Origin of the sequence: Microcoleus sp. Pol12A5, from assembly GCF_036701435.1 — a bacterium.
Classification (GTDB): Bacteria; Cyanobacteriota; Cyanobacteriia; order Cyanobacteriales; family Microcoleaceae; genus Microcoleus.
This window is the reverse complement of record NZ_JAUBQU010000019.1, coordinates 1,700-27,045: the sequence shown is the minus strand read 5'-3', so window position 1 is coordinate 27,045 and position 25,346 is coordinate 1,700. Positions and strand designations below refer to the sequence as shown.

At 45.9% G+C, this 25,346-nt stretch carries 17 protein-coding genes and 1 other RNA gene; 6 read left to right on the top strand and 12 right to left on the bottom strand.

The genetic code is table 11. The features are described 5' to 3' along the window. Positions 1-59 precede the first annotated feature (59 nt). Positions 60-527: a hypothetical protein gene (locus QUA45_RS07685; protein ID WP_190734193.1), complete on the bottom strand. Its 468-nt coding sequence runs from the start codon at positions 525-527 to the stop codon at positions 60-62. 950 nt (positions 528-1,477) lie between these two features. Here QUA45_RS07685 and QUA45_RS07680 point away from each other — a divergent pair. Beyond that, a complete protein-coding gene (locus tag QUA45_RS07680) occupies positions 1,478-2,593 on the top strand; it encodes a fatty acid desaturase (protein WP_333220153.1) in 1,116 nt (371 codons plus the stop codon). A 266-nt stretch (positions 2,594-2,859) separates the two neighbouring features. Here QUA45_RS07680 and QUA45_RS07675 read toward each other — a convergent pair whose 3' ends face one another. After that, positions 2,860-4,608, bottom strand: coding sequence for an ABC transporter ATP-binding protein (locus tag QUA45_RS07675; RefSeq protein ID WP_333095204.1), 1,749 nt, complete (start codon positions 4,606-4,608; stop codon positions 2,860-2,862). A 549-nt stretch (positions 4,609-5,157) separates the two neighbouring features. On the opposite strand from QUA45_RS07675, the gene groL reads away from it, so the two are divergent. Continuing rightward, positions 5,158-6,849: a chaperonin GroEL gene (gene groL, locus QUA45_RS07670; RefSeq protein WP_333220151.1), complete on the top strand. Its 1,692-nt coding sequence runs from the start codon at positions 5,158-5,160 to the stop codon at positions 6,847-6,849. 312 nt (positions 6,850-7,161) lie between these two features. On the opposite strand, the gene QUA45_RS07665 is transcribed toward groL, so the two are convergent. After that, positions 7,162-7,419, bottom strand: a complete 258-nt coding sequence (locus tag QUA45_RS07665; protein WP_050813024.1) for a DUF2811 domain-containing protein — start codon at positions 7,417-7,419, stop codon at positions 7,162-7,164. Positions 7,420-7,629: 210 nt separating this feature from the next. On the opposite strand from QUA45_RS07665, the gene QUA45_RS07660 reads away from it, so the two are divergent. After that, a complete protein-coding gene (locus tag QUA45_RS07660) occupies positions 7,630-7,869 on the top strand; it encodes a hypothetical protein (RefSeq protein ID WP_333095206.1) in 240 nt (79 codons plus the stop codon). 56 nt (positions 7,870-7,925) lie between these two features. Here the strand turns inward: QUA45_RS07660 and QUA45_RS07655 are convergent, their stop codons facing one another. Together QUA45_RS07655 and QUA45_RS07650 are read right to left on the bottom strand one after the other, a co-directional pair. Next, positions 7,926-8,147: a hypothetical protein gene (locus QUA45_RS07655; RefSeq protein ID WP_333220149.1), complete on the bottom strand. Its 222-nt coding sequence runs from the start codon at positions 8,145-8,147 to the stop codon at positions 7,926-7,928. A 77-nt stretch (positions 8,148-8,224) separates the two neighbouring features. Beyond that, positions 8,225-8,884: a class I SAM-dependent methyltransferase gene (locus QUA45_RS07650; protein ID WP_333099927.1), complete on the bottom strand. Its 660-nt coding sequence runs from the start codon at positions 8,882-8,884 to the stop codon at positions 8,225-8,227. A gap of 662 nt (positions 8,885-9,546) precedes the next feature. Here QUA45_RS07650 and QUA45_RS07645 point away from each other — a divergent pair. After that, positions 9,547-11,592 (top strand): sensor histidine kinase, encoded by a 2,046-nt coding sequence (locus QUA45_RS07645; RefSeq protein ID WP_333099926.1) that lies wholly within the window; start codon positions 9,547-9,549, stop codon positions 11,590-11,592. A 45-nt stretch (positions 11,593-11,637) separates the two neighbouring features. Here the strand turns inward: QUA45_RS07645 and QUA45_RS07640 are convergent, their stop codons facing one another. From QUA45_RS07640 to QUA45_RS07620, 5 genes are all read right to left on the bottom strand, one after another. Continuing rightward, a complete protein-coding gene (locus QUA45_RS07640) occupies positions 11,638-12,831 on the bottom strand; it encodes a Gfo/Idh/MocA family oxidoreductase (RefSeq protein WP_333220147.1) in 1,194 nt (397 codons plus the stop codon). Positions 12,832-12,998: 167 nt separating this feature from the next. Next, entirely contained in the window at positions 12,999-13,721 is a 723-nt protein-coding gene (gene rnc, locus QUA45_RS07635; protein ID WP_333220145.1) for a ribonuclease III, read from the bottom strand. A gap of 367 nt (positions 13,722-14,088) precedes the next feature. After that, an RNA gene (rnpB, locus tag QUA45_RS07630) (RNase P RNA component class A) lies at positions 14,089-14,522 on the bottom strand. A 318-nt stretch (positions 14,523-14,840) separates the two neighbouring features. Next, a complete protein-coding gene (gene corA, locus QUA45_RS07625; protein ID WP_333220143.1) occupies positions 14,841-16,022 on the bottom strand; it encodes a magnesium/cobalt transporter CorA in 1,182 nt (393 codons plus the stop codon). A gap of 75 nt (positions 16,023-16,097) precedes the next feature. Then, positions 16,098-20,333, bottom strand: a complete 4,236-nt coding sequence (locus QUA45_RS07620) for a PAS domain S-box protein (protein ID WP_333220141.1) — start codon at positions 20,331-20,333, stop codon at positions 16,098-16,100. 714 nt (positions 20,334-21,047) lie between these two features. Here QUA45_RS07620 and QUA45_RS07615 point away from each other — a divergent pair. Together QUA45_RS07615 and hemG are read left to right on the top strand one after the other, a co-directional pair. Further along, positions 21,048-21,173 carry a hypothetical protein gene (locus tag QUA45_RS07615; protein ID WP_333076828.1) on the top strand — a complete coding sequence of 42 codons (126 nt, stop codon included), beginning with the start codon at positions 21,048-21,050 and terminating at the stop codon, positions 21,171-21,173. Between the two features lie 25 nt (positions 21,174-21,198). Continuing rightward, positions 21,199-22,659, top strand: a complete 1,461-nt coding sequence (gene hemG, locus QUA45_RS07610) for a protoporphyrinogen oxidase (protein ID WP_333220139.1) — start codon at positions 21,199-21,201, stop codon at positions 22,657-22,659. Positions 22,660-22,769: 110 nt separating this feature from the next. On the opposite strand, the gene QUA45_RS07605 is transcribed toward hemG, so the two are convergent. Further along, on the bottom strand, positions 22,770-23,462 hold the full coding sequence (locus QUA45_RS07605; RefSeq protein WP_333036365.1) for a response regulator transcription factor: 693 nt from the start codon (positions 23,460-23,462) through the stop codon (positions 22,770-22,772). A 105-nt stretch (positions 23,463-23,567) separates the two neighbouring features. Continuing rightward, positions 23,568-25,346: hypothetical protein (locus QUA45_RS07600; protein ID WP_333220137.1), on the bottom strand; the 1,779-nt coding region annotated here is incomplete at its 5' end.

Sequence of the window (25,346 nt, the reverse complement as noted above, 5' to 3'; positions counted from 1 at the left end):
GTGCAGCATACCTTACTGCTATAATAGGCGCATTCCACCATTTTTTGGTAACTCTGGAATTAGTTCGCATCCTGTTTTTTGGGTTGGTTTAATTCCCTGCATTTAGCGGCAGCCAAATCGTAAGCATTTTGGTAATCGCTACCGCCTAACATCAAATCGCCGTAATATTCATAAGGTTGATTGCCATAAATCGGCAGCGGGTCGTCTTCAGGATAATCTTCTTTTGATTCTTCTAGGATTGCTTTGAGTTTCTTGACGCTGAAGCGCTGGACTGGGAAGTAATGAATGTCTTGAGCGATGAAACCAAGATGGGGAAAGGTTGGGTCAACAATTCGCTCATCGAGTTCAATCCAGCTATATTCGATAGGTTTATATGGCACTCCCGGCACGGCTAAAAAGCCTTGAACATAAATCGCGCCCTCGGTGGCTAACGCTGCTTTACAAGCGTTGTCAAAGCAGTTTTTACGGTTGCTTTTGATGCGAGCGGCCATTTCAATAGAAAGCGTCTCATCTAATAGTTCGGTCATAACCCATTTCTAATCGCGTGTGCGATTAGATTGTAGCAAATCAAAGCTATCTCCGAGCACAAAAAACGCAGGCAATTGCGATCGCTCCTCAAATTCTATTCTCAAGGAGTTGAGCCAAAATCCTCTGCGCTTCTGGATGTTGTGTCAGCTTTGGTTTCCGAGATGGGTCGTTTGTCGATCGCCCCTATCGCCCGCCAATAAAAAGTTTTCGCCCGTAGCCCAACTTTTGAACCTGCGATCGAGTTGGGCTAGAACCCGGTACAGTAAAGTGTGGCACAGACGATGCAAGCAAAAATAGTGGCATAAATTACTGAATGGCGTGCAACCAACCAATGATATTCATACCTTCCGGTGCAGCGATTTGTTCGGCTGTTGACAGGCTTCACAGTTTTTTCTGTAAACAAAGCAGACTTGTGATAACCTCATAAATGTGCAAAAATCGGTTCCAACAAAAAAACCTTTGGAAGAAACGGGGAAAGTCCGGCGTAAATCCGCCCCTGTCCCGCAAATGTGATGAGATTATACAGTCTCTACGGTTCCGCATCACTTGCAATTCCTAACTGAATTATCGCTAACAGATTATCTGTAACGACCGTCAAGAGAGCTATCCGCTATCTCAATTTTGCTTCAAATCATTGCGACATACCATCCCACCCAAGAAATTATTCTGCTAACAAATGACTGTCAAATAGAAATCGATTTTCTGCAACAATTAGCAATTACTCTTACCGTTTTTTATGAGCAAGTACGTCAATGCTGGGATTAATTTCAGCTTGGCGAAACCATCTAAATGAGGAGCTAATGAACTAAATATTATTAGCAGGTTTGTCAAGTATAGGCAAAATTCCAACCGCAACTCACCCGCTTACCTGCAATAAAACAATTCCAAAAATACCCACCCTATCCTGATGCTAAGCGAAGCACTTATCCACACACCATAGACATACTGAATGAAAAACGCGATCAAAAAGTCGGATTTTGTGCTAGCTCCTTATATGAAGAGCAACAATTTGAAAGCTAGTTGCCAAATACTCAATACAGTGATTCCTTATATACTCTTATGGTTTTTAGCCTTTAAAGCTGCTGCCATTTCTGTATTCCTGCTGCCGCCGATAATGGTGTTGATGACACTTTTTTCAGGACGTTGTTTCTCTTTGATGCACGATTGCGGACACTATTCTCTTTTTAGTTCCAAAAAAGTCAATCGCATTATGGGTTTTCTGTTAGGTATCATCAATGCGATTCCTCAGTATCCGTGGTCGAGGGGACACGCTTATCACCACAAACATAATGGTAATTGGGATATGTACCGAGGCCCTTCGGCGTTGATATCCACCGAAAAATTTGCGGCGCTAAGTCCATTTAGCCAAAAGATGTATCAATTACTCAGACACCCATTGATGCTGTTTCCAGGTGGTTTTTTCTATCTAATTATTAAGCCACGACTCGCGCTAATCTTGGGAATTACTGGTTTTATCAGACATATTTTTGCTTGTCTCAATCAAGATTTGGGCATGGGTTTATCTGCAATCATTGCTTCTTATAAATCCAAACATTGGTATACGACGGCTGAATTTTGGGATTTACTGTTCAACAATATTTGTGTTGTTGCTAGCTGGATTTATCTGAGCAACTTACTGGGATTGGGCTTTTTCTGGAGTGTTTACTCAATTGTCATGACCTGTTCAGCAGCGATATTTATCTGTATTTTCTTTGTACAGCATAATTTTGACGGTTCCTACGCTCATAAAGCCGAGGGTTGGGACTATCTTCTTGGCGCAATTGAAGGCAGTAGTTACCTAAAATTACCAAATCTTCTCAATTGGTTTTCGGCTGATATTGCTTACCACAATATTCATCATCTCTCTGAGCGAATACCTAACTATAATCTTCAAGCTTGTCACAATGCTAATATTCACCTGCTGGCTAATTCAAAATCACTGACCATTCGCGATATTCCTGACTGCTTCAAATTCATTCTTTGGGATGCTGCTTCAGATAGTCTGCAATCGATTAAATTGTTTCAACAACAAGAAGAAATTCCATTCAGTAAAGTAGCTCATTAAAGTCGGTTTGCAATAAATTTGGTGGATTTTTTATCACCAAAATCCTAGGATTAGGGATGCAGTTAGTGGGATAAGTTTCAACCCTAACTTTCCTAGTTAAGTAGGTGGTTACAAATAAACATTAGATGGGGAGGGCGGGTTTAGGCGGGAGCTATACTAGCAGCCAGTTTATTCTGACAAACCCCGCCCTTCTAGTCACCAGTTTATTTGCACCTACCTATTTATCTATGGTCTAACTCTAGATAACTCAAAGTATCGGTCACTGGTCAGTGCAGCAATTCCTCTAATTTTTGCTGGTTCCACAAATACTGATAAAGCCCTGTTTCCCCTACCAATTCAAGGTGAGTGCCACTCTGAACTATTTCTCCCCTATCCATCACAAAAATGCGATCGGCACTAGCCGCCGCCGACATTTGATGCGAGATAAAAATTACCGTTTTGCGATCGGTTCCCGTTGCCAAGTTTCGCAAAATGTCGGTAGCCGTTTGATTGTCAACGCTGGAAAGAGCGTCATCCAAAATTAACACCGGGGCGTCAACTAACAAAGCGCGAGCAAGTGCCGTTCGCTGCCGCTGTCCGCCGGATAAAGTAATGCCGCGCTCGCCGACAACTGTTTTGTACTGCTGCGGAAAGTTGAGGATTTCGGCGTGAATTTGCGCTTGTTTGGCTGCAGCTTCAATCTCCGGCTGTTCCGCTAAAGGGTTTCCGTAGCGGATGTTATTCTTGATGGTAGTGCCGAACAGAAAACTTTCTTGCGGAACGTAGGCGATCGCCCCGCGCAATTCGGTCAATTTTACCTTGGTAATATCCTGTCCGTCTACAAATAACTGACCCGGATCGATATCGAGCAAGCGTGGCAGCGCATTAGCTAAAGTTGATTTTCCAGAGCCGATCGCCCCAACAATGGCGACAGTTTCTCCCGGTTTTATGGTAAAATCAACATCTTTAAGCGCGGGTATCTTAGCGCCGGGATAAGTATAATTTAGATGGCGGGCGACAATTTCGCCTTTGACTGGAGTTGCCAGTTCAACTGCATCGGCAACATCCTTAATTTGCGGTTCCACCGTCAGAATTGATTCGATGCGATCGACACTCACCTCTCCCCGCTGGTAAGCAGTAATTGTGAAACCCAACAGCGCCGTCGGAAACACCAAACGCTCGACATAAATCAGCAACGCCACAAAATCGCCAATGCTAATTTGACCATTAGCAATTGCCCCGCCACCAGCAGAAAGCAGCACCAACAAACTGATGCTTGCCAAACCGCCCAGCAGCGGAAAAATAAAGTTTCTAGTTTTTGCTAATTCCAAATTTGCTGATAGCAACTGTGCGTTTGAATTGCGAAAAGCTCGGCGTTCGTTTTCTTCTTGAGCGTAAATTTTAATTACGGAAATCCCGCTCATATCCTCCTGAATCAAATCGCTCATCGCCGACAATTCCTCTTGCACGGCTAACTGTTGGATGCGAAGTTTGTCGCTAAATAACTGAACCAAAACTAACATTAAAGGATAAACGGCGATCGCCAACAGCGTCAGCCTTACATTAATCCCCAGCATCACCGGCAAAGTCAAAGCATAGGCAAATGCCGTATTCGCCAAACTCAGCACCGCAAACCCCACCAAGCGCCGAATATTGTCCAAATCGGAAGTAGCGCGGTTAATTAAATCTCCTACCGTATTGGCTGCAAAATAAGACGGTTCTAATGTTAATAAATGATTAAATATTTGCTGTTTGAGGTCAAATTCGACTTGACGCCCGACGCCAAACAGCAAAATCCGCGACGCCATCCGAATTACCCACATAATTGAGGCGAGGATCAGAATTAGTGCCACGAAGTTGAAAACTTGGTCAAATTTAGTCGCAACTTGGAGAGTGTCAACTGCATTCCGAATCAGCAGGGGAATGTAAACGCCCACAGCATTGACAACTAATAGCGAAAAAACGCCCCAGAAGGTGGGCTTCCAGTGCGGGCGCATATAAGAGCCGAGTTTTTGCAGTCGAGAATAACGAGCCATGTGTTAGTGCGTAATTTGAGATTAATTGAGGAAAGGAAGAAGGTTCGGCAACGGATTTTGTAACGGATATAACGGATGCAAGGAACAAGGAACAAGGAAGAATGAAGAAGTCCGAGGGAAGGCGCAATCTTCAAGCTCATGTTTCAGCAATTAAGAACGTCCTAATAGTCTTGGCGGTTGCTATAGAAGGTAGAAGTTGGAAAAAATAATAGAAGCTCTATCGAAAGGTAGATGACCGCAAACTCAAGTTAAGAAATTTTTAATAAAAATTCTGCTTTGGGATAACGTGCCATCAAAATTAGGTTTTGGTATTAACTAAAACCTGATTATATCGATATGTAACAAACCCCATTATATCTGTGGGAACACGAGATCTGTGGGGACACGGCAATGCCCTGTCCTTAGCCACCCGGAACGAGCTCGCCCAAATCCCAATCCGTCCCCCCAATCCCCCACACCGTCGAGGCGCGCTACAATCAAAAATCGATCGACTTAGCACTCAGCCTCAGAGAGTGCTAAATTTGCTAATGTAAGCGATTGGAGACAAACATGACCAAAATAGTTGCATTTAGCGACAAATCTCGGCGGGCACTAGAACGCGGCGTCAATCAACTCGCCGATGCTGTCCGCATCACCTTGGGCCCGAAAGGCCGGAACGTCCTATTGGAAAAGAAATACGGCAGTCCCCAAATTGTTAACGACGGTATCACCGTTGCTAGGGAGATCGAACTCGAAGACCCCCTGGAAAATGCCGGCGCTCGCTTAATTCAAGAAGTCGCCTCCAAAACTAAAGATATCGCAGGCGACGGCACAACAACCGCAACGGTTATAGCTCAATCCCTCATTCGCGAAGGTTTGAAGAATGTCGCTGCAGGCGCCAACCCAGTCGCGCTGCGCCGGGGTATTGAAAAAACGATCGCCCACTTGGTGCTGGAAATCGAGAAATTGGCCAAACCCGTCGAAGGAAGCGCCATTGCTCAGGTCGCCACTGTCTCCGCCGGTAACGACGAAGAAGTCGGCGCCATGATTGCCCAAGCAATGGAAAAAGTCACGAAAGACGGCGTAATTACTGTTGAAGAGTCGAAATCTCTGACAACAGAATTGGAAGTTGTCGAAGGGATGCAGTACGATCGCGGATATCTTTCTCCGTATTTCGTCACTAACGGCGATCGCATGGAAGTTGATTACGAAAACGCTCGCATCCTGATTACCGACAAAAAAATTAGCTCCATTCAAGAACTAATTCCAGTTCTCGAAAAAATCGCCCGCACAGGTCAACCGCTGCTAATTATCGCCGAAGATATTGAAGGCGAAGCTTTGGCAACTCTGGTAGTCAACAAAGCCCGCGGCGTATTGAACATCGCAGCAACGAAATCTCCTGGTTTTGGGGAGCGACGCAAAGCTATGCTTCAAGATATCGCCGTTCTCACAGGCGGTCAACTGATTTCAGAAGAAGTCGGACTCAGCATCGATACCGCAACCCTAGAAATGCTCGGTACCGCCCGCAAAATTACGATCGACAAAGAAAACACGATCATTGTTGCTGGCGAAGAACACAAAGCTGACGTGCTAAAACGGATCGAGCAAATCCGCAAGCAGCTAGAAGCGACGGATTCCGAGTACGACAAGGAAAAGCTAACCGAACGCATCGCCAAACTCGCCGGTGGCATCGCTGTAATTAAAGTCGGCGCAGCTACCGAAACCGAGCTCAAAGACCGTAAACTGCGTATTGAAGACGCTCTGAACGCTACTAAAGCTGCTGTGGAAGAAGGTATCGTTGCCGGAGGTGGCACGACGCTAATTCACCTGATTACAAAAATAGATGCGATCGCACATACTTTAGACGCCGAAGAACAAGTAGGCGCTGACTTGGTGAAGAAAGCTTTGGAAGCACCTTTGCGTCAAATCGCTGATAATGCCGGCGTTGAAGGTTCGATCGTCATCGAGCGAGTGCGGGCGAGCGAGTTCAACATTGGCTACAACGCTCTCACCGACGTGTACGAAGATATGATTGCCGCCGGGATTATTGACCCGGCTAAGGTGGTGCGATCGGCTTTGCAAAATGCCGGTTCCATCGCTGGTATGGTGCTGACCACTGAAGCTGTGATTGTCGAAAAACCCGAGAAGAAAAAAGCCGGCGGCGACATGGGCGACATGGGCGGCATGGGCGGCATGGGCGGCATGGGCGGCATGGGTGGCATGGGCGGCATGGGCGGCATGGGCGGCATGGGCATGATGTAGTCTTCAGCCATTTGTTTGTAGTCTGTAGAGTGCGCCACAAGCACCCTGGATGTAAACAAGCGCATCTTATGTACTACCCGTCTACTGTTTGACGATTAAGACAGCTTCTCCCCTCGGCATCCCCTGATAGTCCGGGGGGACTTGAAGCTATCAAAGTCCCCTTCTTAAGGGAGATGCAATGGGGTTCGGCATTAAGCTATAAGCGATAGTTCTCAGGGATTTTAAGCTGAAGTTGCCACCTCTGCAGTGCGCGCCCTCTCGGTCAACTAAAATCCTTCCCAGAAACCGCGTCTCCCTCTCTCCCCCGATCCTTCAAGACGACGGAGTTACATTGTTGCTGTGCAAATCTTGAGGAGATTGAAACAGAGTTTCGAGATAAACTCTCGCAGCTTGGCGATAACTGCGCGAAGCTTCAGGCGTACCGCTATCGGCATTCTGCAACAAAAACAGCGACAGGGCCGCGCAAAATACTCGGTCTAGATCCCATTCGGGATGGGTTTCCAGGTAAGTTTTGAGAGAATCGTGCAGCGTTTCGGGAATTTCAGCAAAAATACTGACTGTTGGGTTCATCATTTTTTTTAGTCTCGCTAATAAATTGAAAACAGAACCCCCCCTTCGGCCGGATACAGGTGCAGGCACAGCCGAAATCAGAGCGCTTTTTTTAGGTCGGTCGCATCATTGTGCGCTATGAGGGGGTGGGTTTGTCAATGTTGCGAAATATTACAAAGTCCTTTAGATAAAAAAAAGGTTTACCAAATAATAAGCTTTTCAGGGCATTTTTTGTTACATATCTTTATGTGTTGGGCGGTTTATGAGGGATTGGGCAGCAAGTTAAGGAAATCCCCAATTCCGCAGCAAGATGCTACCGTGCCGTTAATTTCTGTGGAAAACTTTGTCGCACCTGTGGAAAACCTCAGACTTGCCTGTGGAAACGCTGTGGAATGTTTAGGGAAAAGTCAGGGAAAAAATAAGAATTGCAAAGGGCATGGGGCATGGGCATGGGGCATGGGGCATGGGTAGCAAGTAACAAATGACTAATAACAAATGACTAACGACTACTGACTACTGATTGCTGACTAATGACTTCCTAAGTGCCACTCTGCCGCTTTTTGGCCGATGGTTGCCAATTCTGTCGGCGGAATTTTGTCGAGATTGGCTAAGATAAACCTCATGGGATCGATCGACTGAAGTTTGTCCCGATGGCGCGCTAGGAAATCCCTGTAGGGAAGATCGATCATCGGTGCGGTTGATAGCAGCTTGGTTCTGCCAAAGTTGATCGCCTCATATCCAAACGCCAAAAGTTATCTTTTACTTTTCATGAGCGCTGGTCGTTTATTCAGAAAAATTAATGGGCTGAAAAATCACAAATCCCAACTCATAATTTATCCGCTGGTGGCGAGAACGTACTAGAGCATAACATTGATTTCCAAAGATAGGGAAACCGCCCAGCAAATTTAAATCTTATGTCGGTGTATCCTTCAGATGTTAATAACTTGGTCAGCGTCTCTACTGAAAAAAATTTAATGTGACCGTTATCCCAAAGAACGGTAAAATGTTTATCTAGTTGGCCAGAAACCGCTAAAGCCAGATTTTTTAAATAGCCGTGATAGGGCGTGGAAATAATTAGTTTTCCTCCCGGATTGAGGCATTTTTTGGCAGTTCTTGCTAGTTCTTTAGGATAAAGCAAGTGTTCGATTACTTCAATAGCTAAGACAACATCAAATGACTTCAGAATATCGGTATCTGGGAGGTCGTAAATATCTGCTTGGATAAACTGACACTCGGGGAAACTTTGACTGGAGATGGCAATTCCGGGCGCAGAAGTGTCAACGCCGACAACTTCGCAGCCGTGCTCTGCGATAACGTGACTGAGGCTGCCATTGCCGCAGCCGAGATCCAAAACTCGGAGTTTTGTCTTGCTGGTCTGCTGAAGTGCCGCCAGCATTTCTAATAGGGGAGATATCAAATAAGCGTGATGATATCTCGGACGGTTGTTTGTGTAATAATACGTATAATTGCTAAAGTTTTTTTTCATCGATTAAGCTATGGAGATTATTGCCGAGACCGCGAATTTACGGAGCGTGGGTACACTGTTTGCGCCAAGGTTCCCTACATTAGGGTTGTCAAAGTCGATCGGCAGGTCGATCGTCTCATTCTTTTTGTTTGATCGGTGAATTTTGTCACCGAATCAACCGGAGGGCAAAAGAAATCTTTCACAGGGTGCAAAATCTTGCATCGCCCATCTCTGGCCCATCTCTCGAAGGCATTCGCAAAAAAAAGTCCGATCGAGCAAGAATTCTCTATGTACACTAGCCGGAAACGGAACTTTTTGCCTGTTAATTTGGGGCGAGTGCATCGATGCGATTCTAGCTTCAAGCAACTGCGGTATGTCCACCCGACGCTTTTTGCAGCCTGAAAAATTGGCCTAGGGGCGATCGGATGCCAGTCGCTCCGAGAATTGAGTAGGGAAGTGTGACCGAAATCACAGGCATTTGCCAAACAAATTGCTGAGCATCTTTGGACCCACACACTTAGAATCGAGATTACTACAGTGGCTTCTATAATTGTGTTTAAATGTTGTTCTGAAGCTGTGTTGTCCAGTCAGCAGAGCACCCTAGACAGATTCATGCTTTCGGTCTGGTTTATTTCACTTTAATGGTCGCTGTTGGGTGTTGCACCTTAATTTAGATATTTCCTATGGTTAAGTTAGGTCAATCCTCCTTTCGCCGTATTTTACTGTCGCGGATTTTGTTGCTCAGCGTACCTGTTCTACTGGTGGGGGAGTATGTTACCTATCGCAAGGCACGCTCGACGCTTCTGGAAACTGCTCGTCAAAACTTGACAGAAAGTGCAGTCAGAAAAGCAGAAACTATTGAACAGTGGGCGAAATCGCTGAAGTCGAATCTGATCGGCGCTTCGGAAAGCTCGATGTTGCAGTCGGTAAATCCGAAGGATTATCAAAAGTTTATCGCCCAATTAGGGCAGCGGTTGCCAGCGCAGGTTGATTGCTTGCAATTGACTAATTTAAAGACAAATCAAGTGATAGCAAGCACTTGCGGGCCGCAGCCGATTCAGTCGCTGCCGGCAAAATTTTGGCCGCCCGTACAGCAGCAGCAAACGCTGCTGGACGACAAGAGCGTTTACATCAGCCTGTCCTTGCCTCAGCAGCGACAGGGGACAGCAAACGATCGGAAGGGGGCTTTGGGGGCTGAGGATTTTCCAGATGCGGGTAAAGGAGGCAGCGATAGCCAAGCGAGTTTGGTGTTGAGCGCTCCTGTTTACATTCGTCGGGGCAATACCCTGCAGTTGAGTTATGCTTTGAGTTTGCAGTCGGCATTGCCTGTGCAAACGAGCGCTCCCAAGGGTTCTTTAGCCGGCTATACGGTGGCGATCGACCAAGATGGGACGATTTTGGCGCACCCTAATATCAACCGCGTGGGCCGCAATATCGCCCAAGAGGCAGATGCCGATCGACTAAAAAGTATTGTCAAAAGGGCAATCGCAGGCGGAACTGCTTTTCTCCATCTATTTTCCTTTGAAAGAAATGGTGTAGAGTTGCTAGCAGGATACGCCGCTATCCCGAGTCCTTCAACTACACAGGAGAACAGCAAGTGGATTATTTTAGCTGTCTCTCGTTTAGATTACGCTCTGTCAGGTTTGGAAGAGATTCAGCAAGTTTTATTTAATTTAATTGTAGGCTTGGTTGCTGCTAGTATCATCGCGACTTTATATCTGTCTCGCGACTTGGCGCGTCCTGTGGAAAAACTGAGAGACTACGCGATGAAAGTAGATACGGAAGCGTCGCAGACAGTGCCCCAAGATTTCCAAATTAGGGAATTTAATCAACTATCAGAAGCACTCAACAGCATGGTGCAGCGCCTCAGATCCTGGGCCAGAGAATTGGAAGTCGCAACCAAAGAAGCGCAAGTTGCCAATCAATTAAAAAATGAATTTTTGGGGAATATTTCTCACGAATTGAGAACGCCGCTCAACGGGATTATTGGTTTTATTCAAATTGTGCGGGACGGCTACTGCGATGACCGAGATGAAGAAATGGAATTTTTACAGCGGGCTCACGACTCGTCCATGCAATTGCTCAATATCATTAATGATATTTTGGACATTGCTAAAATAGAATCCGGCACGTTCTCGATGATGTTAGAAGTAGTTGACATTACTCAGGTACTTGAAGACGCGATTGATTTGCAAGCGAGTCAAATAGAGGAAAAAGGCTTGAAGTTAAGTTTGCCAGCTCCTCACGATCCGATTATTGTTCATGCCGATCCAGAGAAGCTAAAACAGGTGTTTTTAAATGTTTTGAGCAATGCCGTTAAGTTTACAGAGTCGGGCAGCATTAATATATCGGTGCGGCTAGAATCTAGGACTAATTCTGGTAGTTTTAACGGCAGTGGTGAAAGTACGACGGGTCCTAGCGGTCAAAGCGATTGGGTGGTGGTGACAATTAAAGATACGGGAATTGGTATCGATCCCGAGCACCAGCAGAAATTGTTTCAACCTTTTGTGATGGCTGATGGTTCTACAACTCGCAGGTTTGGCGGTAACGGTTTGGGCTTGGCTATCTCGCGAAGGATAATGGAATCTATGATCGGAAGCATTACCCTGCACAGCGCGGGCGTGAATCAAGGTACTACGGTGATGATTTCTTTGCCTGTCAATCAGCAGTCAAGTTTTTATTTTCACAGCCCGGACTTAGTAACGGAAAAGGGAAATTTCAAAAGTTGAGGAGTGATTTTCCCAATCTAAAATCTAAAATCTAAAATCTAAAATCTAAAATGGTTTTAGGGGCTGTCCGCCGAGTTCGAGGGATTTGCTCAAAGTGCAGAGAATGCGGATTAATTCGACGGAGGCCGGGCCCGAAGAGGTAAGACAGGGGGTATTTGTTTGCACGCAGTTGAGGAAGCGATCGCACACTCGCCTCAGCGGTTCTACTTGTTCTAAACTCAACACTTCGCGGTGTCTGATGCCGGTTGGCTGTGGCGCGATCCTCTTCGTTGGCGTAGCCCCCGTAGGGGCGGGCTTCGCGATCGCACTTTCAAAACAGTTATTCTCTTCGCCTCCCCAATCTGGATTGCCGCGCTGCACAATCAGGGGAGTTTCTGGCGACATTTCATCAAAAATCAAGGTTCCCAAACTGCCAACAACTGTTAAGCGCCGTTGTTTGTCGGGATTTAGCCAGCACAGGTGAATAAATGCTTGAAATCCGTCGGGATAGGTGAGCGTTACCCAAACTAAATCTGCTAGTTTTTCTGCAGGATTAGTAGTCACCAGCGAAGGAGCAAATTGATTTTCAATTTCTGCTGCTTCTTGATTTATTCCTTCTTCCTTCTTCCTTCTTCCTTCTTCCTTCTTCCTTCTTCCTTCTTCCTTCGGAAAAACAGTACCCATCGCCCTTACTTCAATTGGCGTTTGTTCCAGCCAAGTATTGAAAATAGCGATATCGTGAACTGCCAAGTCCCAAAGGGCATCAACGTCATGGCGCACGGGTTCAAAATGGGTGCGCTGGGCGTAACCGTAGCGCAATTTTCCGAGTTGATGCTGTTGAATAATTCTTTGGCCTCGATCGACTGCTGGATGAAACAGATAAGTGTGGTCAACGAAGAGTTGCCGCTGCTGTTTTTCCGCTAATTGGCAGAGTTCTATGGCTTCAGTGAGGTTGAGGGCGAGGGGTTTTTCTGCTAAGACGTGGTAGCCTTGTTTCAGCGCTGCTGCTGCGAGGGTGTAGTGTGTGGAAGCTGGAGTAGCGATCGCCACAGCTTGCAGTCCCGGCAGGGCTTGCACTTGAGACCAATCGGTAGCTAGAATCACCGAGGCATCCAGATTGAATTTTTTTTGAACGACCGCCAATGAATCTCGATTCGGGTCTACCACCGCTAAAACTTGGCTGTTGGGATGTTCGAGAAAGTTGCGAATTAGGTTAACTCCCCAGCGACCTGCACCCAATACAGCTATTCCGATTTTCATTGATTATAATTGCAAAAATCGCAAAGTAATTATAGCATAATTTGTTATTATTATCTATGTTTTTACTCCAAAAAATCACTGTTGACTGTTGCTAGTAGTTATGTAGTAGTTATTGATTATTGGTTATTGGTAGCAGCTAACAAATAACCAATAACTGATAACACGAGTCAACAGTCAACAGTCAACTGACTATTAACTAATTTATTGAAAGCTACCTGAGCCGCTGCTTGTTCGGCGGCTTTGATCGATCGACCTTTTCCCTCTGCTACCAACTTTCCTTGAATGAGAACTTCTGCTGTAAAACGATCTTCCCCGCCCTGCACTGTCCCGGTTTCTTGGACGCTATATTTGGGCAAAGTTTTGTATTTGCCTTGAGTCAACTCTTGGAGAGCAGCTTTGTAGTTTTGGCGGGCAGGATCGCTGCGGATTTCCGCAGCTAGGCGTTGAAAGTGAGAATCTAGCCAAGGGCGAATTAATTCTAACGTCTGGGTACTCAAATAAAGCGCAGCCAGTACCGCTTCCAAAGCATCTGCCAGACGGGGTTCAGCCCCTGTTTTGTCCGAGGCGGCACTGCTGGAAACAATTAAATAGCGATCGAACCCGTAACTTTCAGCGATTTTAGCAAGAATGCGATCGCTCACCAAGATCGATCGAATAGCAGCAAATTCCCCCACTGTACAGTCTGGATAAATCTCAAACAACAATTCCGACGCAGCCAGCCGCACAACTGCATCCCCGACAAACTCTAGTTGCTCGTAATTGGCCTTAGCTGACGCGCTCGCATGAGTCAAAGCTAAATCGAGGAGATGCCATTTTATCGAAGCATGCTTCGTCAGTCCCAATTTTTGAATTAATGTTTCAAGTTGCTTTTGGCGACCCGGATAAATCATACCATTTTAGATTTTAGATTTTAGATTTTATAATTAATTGCCAATGACGGGTGACTATCCGGGCTTGGAGCTTGTCTAAAGTTGTATATTTTTTTGAACAATGTCTCAAATTCATATCACTAAAAAGCTTTTTATTCAAAAACCCAATAGTCCTTGTGGTGCTTGTACTCCGCTCTGTTAATGTGGTGAATAAGTGCCTCAAACGCTGGAAATCTCTGCTTCTGGCGATCGATAAATCTTCTTTATTTGATAGATTATTAGCAATAAATAACATATCCAGAATAAAGCTCAACGCTTACGATGACGCAAACACCTTAATTACACCTTGACTAATCTGCCCCTAAGCACCTTACCAAAATTTGGGTGGGGAAAAAGTCGGACATAAGCCGGGTTCTGTTCTCTCAACTGCAAGCAGTTTTCGAGGGCAGTTATCTATCTGGGGCGCCTGTTACCAGACGCCTCAAGCGGTACCAAAAAACGGAACTGGTAAAAAACCAACCATAGTTCCTCCGACCTTGCTCCCAACTGGGGTTTACCGAGCCAGCACCTCTCGATGCTGCTGGTGCGCTCTTACCGCACCTTTGCACCCTTACCAAATTAGTTTTTGCTTCCCAGTCAAAAATCCTCAGTTACTTACTAATGACCAATGACTGCTGACTAATGACTAATTGGCGGTATCTTTCTGTGGCACTATCCTCACGATCGCTCGCACTGGGCGTTACCCAGCAAGTTTGGTTTTTCGGGAGCCCGGACTTTCCTCAGACAAGCTTTCGCTAATCCGCAACCGCCTGCGCCTACTTTTTCCCCAGATTTATTGTACGCGATCGTTCGTCAATCAATTTGGGATTTGAGATAGAAGATTTTAACTTGTCGCCCGCTTAATTTGGACATTTGTGTTTATTCAAACTCTTGTACGGTCGGCTCGAAAGCCCGCCCTACAATTAAATTACCATGCAAATCCCCTTAAATTCACTCACGGATGAATCAGGGGGCGGAAAAGTTGGGAATTACGAGCCAAGGATTTATGGCACCGATTCCACTAGGGGCAGGAAACCTTTTTACCTAACATAATTTTTAATTATTCAATCTTCAATCCCAAATCTAAAATCTTCAATTCAGTTACTTTAATGAGTCATCTTTGATGGTAGAAAAATTATCAAACCAGCCACGCCGCCAGAAGAAGTAAACTAAGCCAGAGGCGATCGCTAGCATAATTCCCCAACAAAGCGGATAGCCAAAATACCAATTTAGTTCCGGCATATTCCAGGGAGATTTCTCTGTATTGAAATTCATTCCGTATACTCCCGCAACAAAAGTTAGAGGAATAAAGATACTCGAAATCACCGTCAGCAATTTCATGATTTCATTCATTTTATTACCAACCGAAGACAAGTAAACATCCATCAAACCAGAAGACAACTCTCGATAGGTTTCGACCATATCCATCACCTGCACCGTGTGATCGTAACAGTCGCGCAGGTAAATTCGCACCTCGGGACTAATCAAATCACTGCTATCTCGAATTAAAACATTAATTGCATCCCGCTGCGGCCAAATGGCGCGGCGCAGAGTCAGCAATTCTCGCCTGATTTTATATATTTTTTCCAGGGTTTTGCGGGTGGGGTTTAGAACAACTTCATCCTCTAATTCTTCAATCCGCTCTCCATAAACTTCTAATACAGGGAAGAATCCATCTATAATCGAATCTAACAGAGTATAAGCCAGATAATCTGCTCCATGTTTGCGAATCATTCCTTGTCCTTTACGAATGCGATCGCGCACTGGTTCAAAACAATCATAGTCCGGTTCTTCCTGAACAGTTAACAGGTAATGCTTGCCCAAAATAAAACTTACTTGTTCTTTATGAAAAGTATCTGATTCTGGATGGAGCATCACCATCCAAGCAATGATTAAAATATGTTCTTCATAGTCTACTACTTTCGGTCGCTGGGGAACATTAACTACATCTTCCTGAGCCATTAGGTGTAAATTAAACACTTCGCCCATTTGTCGCCAAGTTTCTTTGTTTCCCAATCCCAACATATCAACCCAAGAAACAGATGCTGTATCTAAATACGCAGCAGCTTTTTGAGGATTTGCCAATTTTGCGCGAGTTGCGGCTGTTTCGCAATAGTCAATTAATACAATCTCCGGAGGCGGCGCATCGGGTTCTAAGTCGAGAGTTCCCGGCGGAGCCCCCGGATCGTCATAAAAATAGTCAACATAGGAATCATCATCATCTTCTTCTTCTTTAATTTGTTTTGCAACGGCACTAGAAGTATGTATGCTTTTGTATACCATGCTAATATTCCTGACTTTAGAACCTTTAATTAGATTATCATTTTTCTGGTGCAACTACCAATTACCAATGACTAATTACCTCTGCCGAATGGGAATCTCGATCGCAAATTCAGTTCCCTCTCCCGGCGCGGAAATGCACTGTAGCGTCCCTCCGTGTCTTTCCACCACAATCTGATAGGAGATAGACAGTCCCAATCCCGTACCTTTGCCTACTGGTTTAGTAGTAAAAAATGGGTCAAATACTCGACATTTAACAGACTCTACCATGCCACACCCGTTATCGGAAATTACGATCGCCACCCCATTGTTCTCCAACACCTCAGTGCGAATCCGAATCCACGGCAATGTGTCGCAAGTTAAAGGTAAACTAGCAAAATCTTGGCCTTCCTCTTCCGAATAACTCCCCAGTTCCAACTTCCTATTCCTGACATCGGCTAAAGCATCAATAGCATTATTTAAAATATTCATAAACACTTGATTTAACTGTCCCACGTAGCACTGTATCGGCGGTAATTTTCCATATTCTTTAACTATTTGAATAGGACGATTCCTGCCATTTTCTTTGAGTTTGTGTTGCAAAATTAACAGAGCGCTGTCTATTCCCTCGTGAATATTAACACGCTTGAGATCGGATTCTTCCAGGCGGGAAAAATTACGCAAAGACAGAACTATTTGACGAATTCGCTCTGCTCCGGTTTGAATAGAAGTCAGCAGGTGCGGGAAATCCTCTTTCATGAATTCCAGTTCTATTTCTTCTGCCAAATCTTGGATAACAGCAACAGGTTCCGGGTAGTGTGCGTGGTACAAACTGCACAGTTCCAGCAAGTTTTTGGCATACTCACTAGCGTAAGTGATATTACCATAAATAAAACTGACAGGATTATTGATTTCGTGAGCAATTCCCGCCACTAACTGTCCCAAACCCGACATTTTTTCGGCTTGAATTAGTTGAGCTTGAGTCCTGCCTAATTGTTTCAATGTTTGCTCTAGCTGGCGATTTTTATGTTTTAATTCAGCTTCGGCTTGTTTGCGCTTGGTAATATTGCGCGCTAGAATAATAATTTGATCTGAATTAAACGGCAACAGTCGGGCTTCATAAGTTGTTTCTCCTTCCGCCATGGAAAGGGAATATTCTATATCGATTGAATTTCGTGTTTCGGAAACTTCAAAGATTGCTTGGGCAAATTGGCAGGCGACGTTGTGTGGCAATACGTCGGTCATTCGTTGACCCATAAAATGTTCGGGAGGTACGTATAAACTCGAAGAAGTTCCTGACAAATAATCCACGATTATACCGTCAGCATCTAGTCGAAAATACAAATCAGGCAAAGCGCGAAAAACTGCTTCTAACTCTAAAGTTTTTTGGCGCAATGCTTCCTCGGCGTAGTAGCGATCGCTAATATCAAAAATCACCCCGTCCAAATAGCAAACGTTCCCATCTGCGTCAAACACAGGAGAACCCTTATCCCACACCCATTTAACCGTGCCGTCTGATGCTAGCAAGCGGTATTCCAAGTTATAAGACTCTTTCTTTTCTATGCCTTGCCGAATAGTTGCTTCTACTTTTGCCAAATCTTCCGGGTAAATAATGCTAGCAAAAGTCCGGCATCTCCTGTCCAAAAGCCAAATAAAATCTGCCGCCGGGTAGCCGGTTAATAAGTAAACGGCATCGCTAATAAAATTAGTCGAAAAATCGCACTTCCAGCGATAAACCACTCCGGGAATATTAGCTACCAAAGACCTAAATCTTGATTCACTTCTACGCAAAGCTGCTTCCGATTCATGTCGTTCGGTAATATCGTGAGCGAAAGCTAGCACTGCAAATACATTACCTTCAGCGTCGCGCAGGGGAAGTTTTTGGGTATCAAAAATATGTACAGAACCGTCAGCAATAGTTGCCGGATCGCAGGGATTGTGGATGATTTCGCCGGCCAGTACAGCAAAGTCGTCTGTGCGGAAGCCTCGGAGATTTTTGGCGGAATTCCCAAACACTAGCTCTTCTGAAAATCCTAATTCTAAGTCGGATTTGCCAATTATTTCTTCGACTGTTTTGCCGATCGCCTGAGCGAAACTCCTGTTAGCCAAAATACACCGAAAATTTTTGTCTTTGGCAAAAATCCAGTCGCTAGTTTTGTCTATTACTGTACGCAGGAGTTGTTCGGAACGTTCGGTTTTTTCCAAAGACGCCTGCAGTTCTAGTTCTAGGCACTTGCGAGCAGTAATGTTTTCAAAAGCAACACCGACACAGTTGTTGGGTAATGGAAAAGCTTTAATAGAAAAAGCGCGAGTTATTCGGCCTCCTTCATCGCAGTCAATATCTTCAAGTTCTACGGCTTTCTGGGTGCGAATTACCGAAGCAAATGCTTGGGGAATGTTTTTCGATCGGAGGTGGGGAAAAATCTCGTCGATTGTCATTCCCAAAACATCAGCCATTTCTAATCCGGTAAATAGGGTAGCTGCAGGATTTGAGGCGATCGCCCTGAGGGTGCTGTCATCGTCTATGTTTTCTAAATGGTAGACGTACAAACCAATTTGCATATTCTCGACAATTTGGTCGTAGAGGCGCACGCTTTCGTCTACCTGCCTGCGTTCGGTAATATCTTCAGTAATCCCCAAAACGTACTGAGGACGGCCTGTGGCGTCGAGAATTGGCACTTTGCGGGTGTGCAGTATTCTCATACCTTTGTGGCGAGTTTGGATCGGCTCTTCGGCTATGTCTTTAACAGTAGATTGGTTATGATCGCCGGTTAATATTTCCCTATCTTGAGCAGTGAAAACATCAGCTTGTTCTTTGGGGTAAATATCGTAGTCATTTTTGCCGATCGCCTCTTGAGAGGTAACACCTGCGATCGTTTCTCCGGCTTTATTCCACAGCACAAATTTCAGCGAAGAAGCATCTTTAGCAAAAACTCCCACCGGCAGATTTTCTACTACGGAATTGAGGAAGGCTCTAGCTGATTTTAATTCAGCTTCTGCACGCTTGCGTTCGATGCCTAAAGCAATGACATCGGCAACCGATGCTAAAGTGTCCTGAAAGGGTTTTGTCAGGGGCTGGCGGCTGATAATTACCATGACTCCCACCAGCCGTTCTTCGACTATCAAAGGGTAGCCGGCGAAGGTCAGAATTTGCTTAGGAATTGGGCAATTTGTCGGCTTTTCACTGGTGTTTATAATTGCTACTTCGGAACTTTGCGCCTCTGTTGCTTTTGCGGATTCTTCCTCTGGGATTCCAAAATTGTTCAGTTCAAATCCGCAGTCAAATTCCGGTTTTTGCTGTTTGGCGATCGAGTTAACCTTACTTTCAATAAACCTAGCCCGATCGTCTGTGCGGCTGTAGATTCCCGAGGCTGCTTGCAATTCCCAAACATTATGTTGAGAGTTGAAAGTCCAAATTTCAGCAGAAGCGACATCAAGATTCCGCACCATTGCCTCGCAGCAGGGAAGCAGGATATCTTGAGGGTGTTTGGTGAGGGCAATACCGACATCGGCTACCATTGCTGTGAGGCGAGAAGCTTGGGCTTTTTCTGCTTCCAACCGTTTGCGATCGGTGATATCTTCCACCAAAGAAAGCACGGTAAAAGTGTCGCCGCTGCGAATAATCGAGTTGAACCAGCGACACCAAATTACCTGTCCGCTTTTAGTATAGTTGCGGTTAATTGAAGTATTGCCGTTGCCAGTGGCTAGTTCAAGCTCGATCGCCCTTACAGCCTCTCTATCTTCCTCGCAAACCAAAGCCAAATCGCCGAACTGCTTGCCCATCATCTCATCGGATGTCCAGCCAAAGATTTCCTCGGCGCGTTTCGACCACTGAACGATCCGAAAATCTTCATCCCAGCCCACCATTGCCAGGGGACTGTTAGCTGCGTTCAACCACAGTAAATGGTTCGATCGGCGTAACTGTTGAGTTTTCTGCTGCTGCCAGCGGTAGTGCCTGGTGATATCTCTACCAACGCCGAAAACCCGCATCTGGTTGCTAGAGGCATCCACCGCTGGCGTGTAAGCCGTTTCGTAAATTTTAATCCCGCCGTCTGCCGCCGTCACCTCATGAATTGCCAGCCGTTTTTTCCCGGTTATAAATACTTGTTGCAGGCAAGAATCAATCTGCAAGATTATATTTTTTACCGCAGGATTATTAGGATATAATTTCAATAATTCCTGATTAGTTTTGTTGACTATTTCAGCAGGCTCTAATCCCATCCAAGCCGCAGCAATAGGATTGATCGATAAATAATTTTGCTGTCGATCGCACTCTAGGAAAGCATCAACAGAGTTAGAGAAAAAAGACTGAAACGAGTTGATAACTTCCTGCATGGGTATTTTTTCATGAGAAAAGCTTAGTATTATGAAAACCTCGTGTCTTTAGACTCATATGTTGCACCATTTTCAATAAGCTTTTATGAGCCGACAGGATGCCCACCCCACAAGAAATTAACTCTTTGTGGAACAGGGTGGAAAGCCTGTTCTTGAGAATTGTGCAAGATGTGAGTAGAGTGATCGAGGTAGCACGCATCAGGCAGTTTTCACCGCCTTGAATATTGATTATTCCTACAGGGGGCTACTTGGTCGCTTGGTACTTTTACGATCTATTTTCAACGGAACAATTACCGTTTCCAATATTTCACCCGCATCGCATAGCAGCTTGGGCTTACACCCATATTTTTGATAATCTAATCAGTTAAGACGATAGCTAGTCAACTCTCTCTTTTGATTAGGGCATAAAGCCCAATCTCTTCAGAGCGGGGTGGTGACTTGCTTAAGCTCTAAAATTTGCCTAAAGTTAGTTTAACCCACTCAAATCTTTTTGGGCACTGTACTGCTGCGTTACTGCTGCCTTTACCGGTGCAATTTTTGGCGCTGTTCCCTATAATACAAAAATTTTAAATAAATAGTATATTTGGAAATATAGCTTAATTACAGCAGATGCTCTTTTTTTAAACCAGACCCAGCGGGTAAAAAAGTGAGATCGAGAGACGGGGAGACGCGGAGGTGGGTTAATCCACAACCTACGAGAAAAATGCTTAAGAAATGCCCGACAGCTTACCGATTCCCAATTCCCAATTCCCGATTCCCAATTCCCAATTCGGTAATCTGAAAGCGGTTTGGCAGTACGCCCAGCAAAGAACGCAAGCCGTGCAAAGCCATGTAACATAAAGATTGCGATATTTTTCTATGTAATATGGAACTATTAGATACCTTGATTGTGGGTGCGGGTATTAGCGGTTTGAGTTTGGCGCACGCACTTCACAAGGAAGCAACGAGTGCGCCGCCACTGAAGATTTTAGTCGCTGAGAGTCAGGGACGTGTGGGCGGGAACATCACCACTGTGACAGCCGAAGGGTTTCTCTGGGAGGAGGGCCCGAACAGTTTTTCGCCGACGCCAGAATTGATGAAGTTGGCTGTGGATGTGGGATTGAAGCAGGAGTTGATTCTTGCCGATCGCAAATTGCCTCGTTATGTTTATTGGCAAAAAAAGCTGCAACCGGTGCCGATGACTCCACCGGCGATGATTCAGTCTCAGTTGCTGAGTTTTCCGGGAAAACTGCGGGCGTTGTTCGGGGCTTTGGGCTTTGTCGGGCCGGCAATGGGCGCTGGACTTTCGCAGCAGGGTGACGAGGAAACTGTTTCTCAATTTTTCCGCCGTCATCTGGGGACGGAAGTGATGCAGCGGTTGGTGGAACCTTTTGTTTCTGGGGTTTATGCCGGCGATCCGCAACAACTTAGTGCGGCGGCGGCTTTTGGCCGGGTAGCAAAGATGGCTGATGTGGGTGGCGGGCTGGTGGCGGGGGCGCTGCTTTCTGCTAGGAAAAGACCGAAGAAATTGCCTGCAGACCCCAATGTTCCTAAGACTAGACCGGGGGAGTTGGGTTCGTTTAAACAGGGTTTGAAGGCTCTGCCAGAGGCGATCGCTGCTCAATTAGACGATCGAGTGAAACTCAACTGGCATCTGACTCGCCTCGATCGTACAGAACGCGAAACTTACATTGCTGTATTCTCGACGCCCGACGGACAGCAGGAAGTTGAGGCGCGCACCGTGGTTTTGACAACGCCTGCTTACGTTACAGCCGATTTGTTGCAGTCTCTGCAACCGAAAGTTAGCAGTGCTTTACAAGCTTTTACTTATCCTACGGTTGCCTGCGTTGCCCTAGCATATCCGCAGTCTGATGTCAAGGGAAAATTAGTAGGTTTTGGAAATTTAATTCCGAGGGGGCAGGGAATTCGCACTCTGGGGACGATTTGGACATCGAGTTTATTTGCCGATCGCACCCCTGCGGGCTGGCACACTCTCACCAGTTTCATCGGCGGGGCTACTGATTCGGAAATTGGCAATCTCGACTCAGAACAAATCGTTCGGGAGGTGCACCGAGATTTGTCTCGGATTTTGCTGAAACCAGATGTGCCACAGCCAAAAGTTTTAGCGGTGAAGCTGTGGAAGCGGGCGATTCCTCAGTACAATTTGGGGCATTTCGATCGCCTGCAACAAATCGATGAGGGCTTAAAATCTTTGCCTGGGGTATTTTTGTGCAGCAACTACATCGGCGGAGTGGCTTTGGGAGATTGCGTGCGAAGGGGTTTTGAGCGTGCACGAGAAGTGGGCGAGTATTTGCAGAACAAACAATCAGATACTCGATCTGAATGATTGTGTGGGGAGGACGGGTTTACCAATATCGAGTATGTTAATCCGAGATATTGGTGAACCCGCACCTACAGCCTTCTGCCTTCATATCCGCTGCCCAATGCCGAATGTTACTAGGTTGTGGGTTCAAACTTGTAACCCACCCCCCTAACGGTTTGAATCATCGAAATTTGAGTGGCATCTGGTTCAATTTTGCGGCGAATTTGACCTATATGGACATCCACCACGCGATCGGCTCCTACATACTCGTAGTCCCACACTTCATGCAGCAATTCCGATCGCCTCCACACGCGACCTGGTTTGCTGGCCAAACAGTACAGCAGGTCGAATTCTAAAGCAGTCAAAGCAACTATCTGACTGCCGAGAATTACCTCGCGGCGAACCGGATCTATTAGTAGCTCTCCAAAAGTAAGAGTTTGTTGTTCGGCGGGAGTAACAATGCGTTTGCGCTTCAAAATTGCTGCAACGCGAGCTCCAATCTCTACAAGACTAAAAGGTTTAGTAATGTAGTCGTCAGCACCTTCGGCAAACCCTTTCATTTTGTCAGCTTCATCGGTTCGGGCAGTCAGCATCAACACAAACACGCCCGTGCGTCTTTGCATTTCTTGACACAGTTTGTAACCAGTTGTATCAGGTAAATTTACATCTAGAACTACTAAGTCAGGATTGAGTTGCTCAAATAATTCCAGACCAGTCTGACCGTCTTCGCCAGACTCAACTTGATAACCTTGCTGGCTCAAAAAACGGTGAATTAAATTTCGGATTGCCGGGTCGTCATCAACCACAAGGATTTTTACAGGGGCCATGACCACAAGTTTGCTTGAAGAATTAGGCAAGAATATTCAGCCATAATAATAGAAAACTGGATACAAATCTCGAAAAAATTGAGCTTTTAATAGTTATAGCCCTATTTATAACCTACGCAAAATTTCAGGCAATAAATCTCCAGGAACTTTGGATAAGGCTAAATTTTGGCCTGGCAGCCCACATTCACTATAGAAAGCTCTAATCGTTTTGACAATATAGCTCAATGCTGTTTGCCGAGAATCAGCAGCTTGGGAGTTTGCCGCGGCTTGCAAGTTGAGTTTATCCCCATATGTTAACCCTTTGTCATTGAGATGTTGTCCCCATTCGGCGCACACTTGCAACTGGTGGTGCAGTGCTGCTTCTAGATGGCTTGTCTGTGCAGCTTTATTAGCGGCAAAATCTGGTTCTATGGCTAGTTGATAGTGGGCTAGTCCAAGATTGTTGCGGGCGGCCAAGGCGTCAAAGGTGAGTTGGGTTCGATCGAGCTCTCCGGCGATATCCAGGGCGGCTTCGTAGGCGGTAATCGCCTGCTGCAATGATTCCGTCCGCGCTCGTTTCTGCTGAAACTGGTTCGCCAAATGCCAATAAGCGGTACCGAGATTATTGTAGGTGGCTGCTGCTGCTGCGGGTACTAATTCTCTGGTGCGGTATTTCAATGCTTCGCGGTAGGCGGAAATCGCCCTGACTAGCAGGGATTCTGAGGGTTCGTGCTGGGCGAGGTTCCAGCAGGCGGTACCGAGGTTGTTTTGTACTCCGGCATAGTTGAGGGGTTCTCGTTCGGGACTGTAGCAGGAGAGGGCTTGGGTGTAAGCTGCGATCGCCCTTTTGAGATATACGATCGGCTCACCATCTTGGGCTAAATTCCAGTATGCTGTCGCCAAATTATTCTGAGCAGCAGCGTACTGCTGGGGTTCCACGGCGGGGTCTAGATCCAGCAGCGCTTGTTGGTAAGCTGCAACTGCGTGCTGCAAGTTCTCTGTCTTGTCTCGATAGCGCGCTAAATCGGCCGAAGCGATGCCCAAATTTTTGTTTAATCTAACGCGGGTTTGGGGTACGGTTTCGCTATCTGTTCGGTTCAAACCTTCAAGGTAGAGGGTGATGCTGCGTTCAAGGCTGGATAATGGATCTGAGGCGTTGAGGGCATTGGTGCGATCGCGCGATAGCATCCAGTAGAGAGTGCCGAGATCGTTAAGCAGATCGGAAATTGGCGGTAGGCTGTTGGACTCCTGGGCGTACTGAGTTAAATTTTGTGTCAATTGGGCTATCAGCCGCGCGCATTCATCAGTTAGTGGTATATTTTGCTGCGAGTTGCTGTCAACGTCGAGATATGCAATCACTTGTTCGATCGCGCGAATGGCTATTGTCAAGTTTTGCTCTGAAACGTCTCCGCCCAGGATGCGATCGCGGTAGTAATTCCCCAAACTGTGATAAGCCAAAGCCAAGGCTTCGCAAGAACACTGATGTTCTTGCAGCAGTTCGATGTATTGCAGAGTTTGCAGCGGCAGAAAATTCTCCTCTGATGTGGCATCATTTTCTGCTTCTAACTCATCAGAGGCTGCTGCTAGCACCAAATCTGCCAGTTCGACGGATTTAGAATCAGGCGCTGGGGACGGGGGATGGGAAATTGGGGATGGTTCGTCATCTGTCAGTTGGACGGATTTAGAATCAGGCGCTGGAGACGGGGGATATGAACTTGGGGAGTGTTCGGGAATTGGGGATTGTCCAGACAAAGAAGATATTAAAAGTTTGTTGCCAAAGTCTCCGCTGTCCCGCAGGTTTCGCAAGTCTCCGGAGTGCCCGAAGTCATCAAAGTGCCCGAAGTCTCCCTTAGCTGGAGTTGGTTCGCCTTCAAACTCAAATACTCCGGTTCGCCAGTGCCAAAA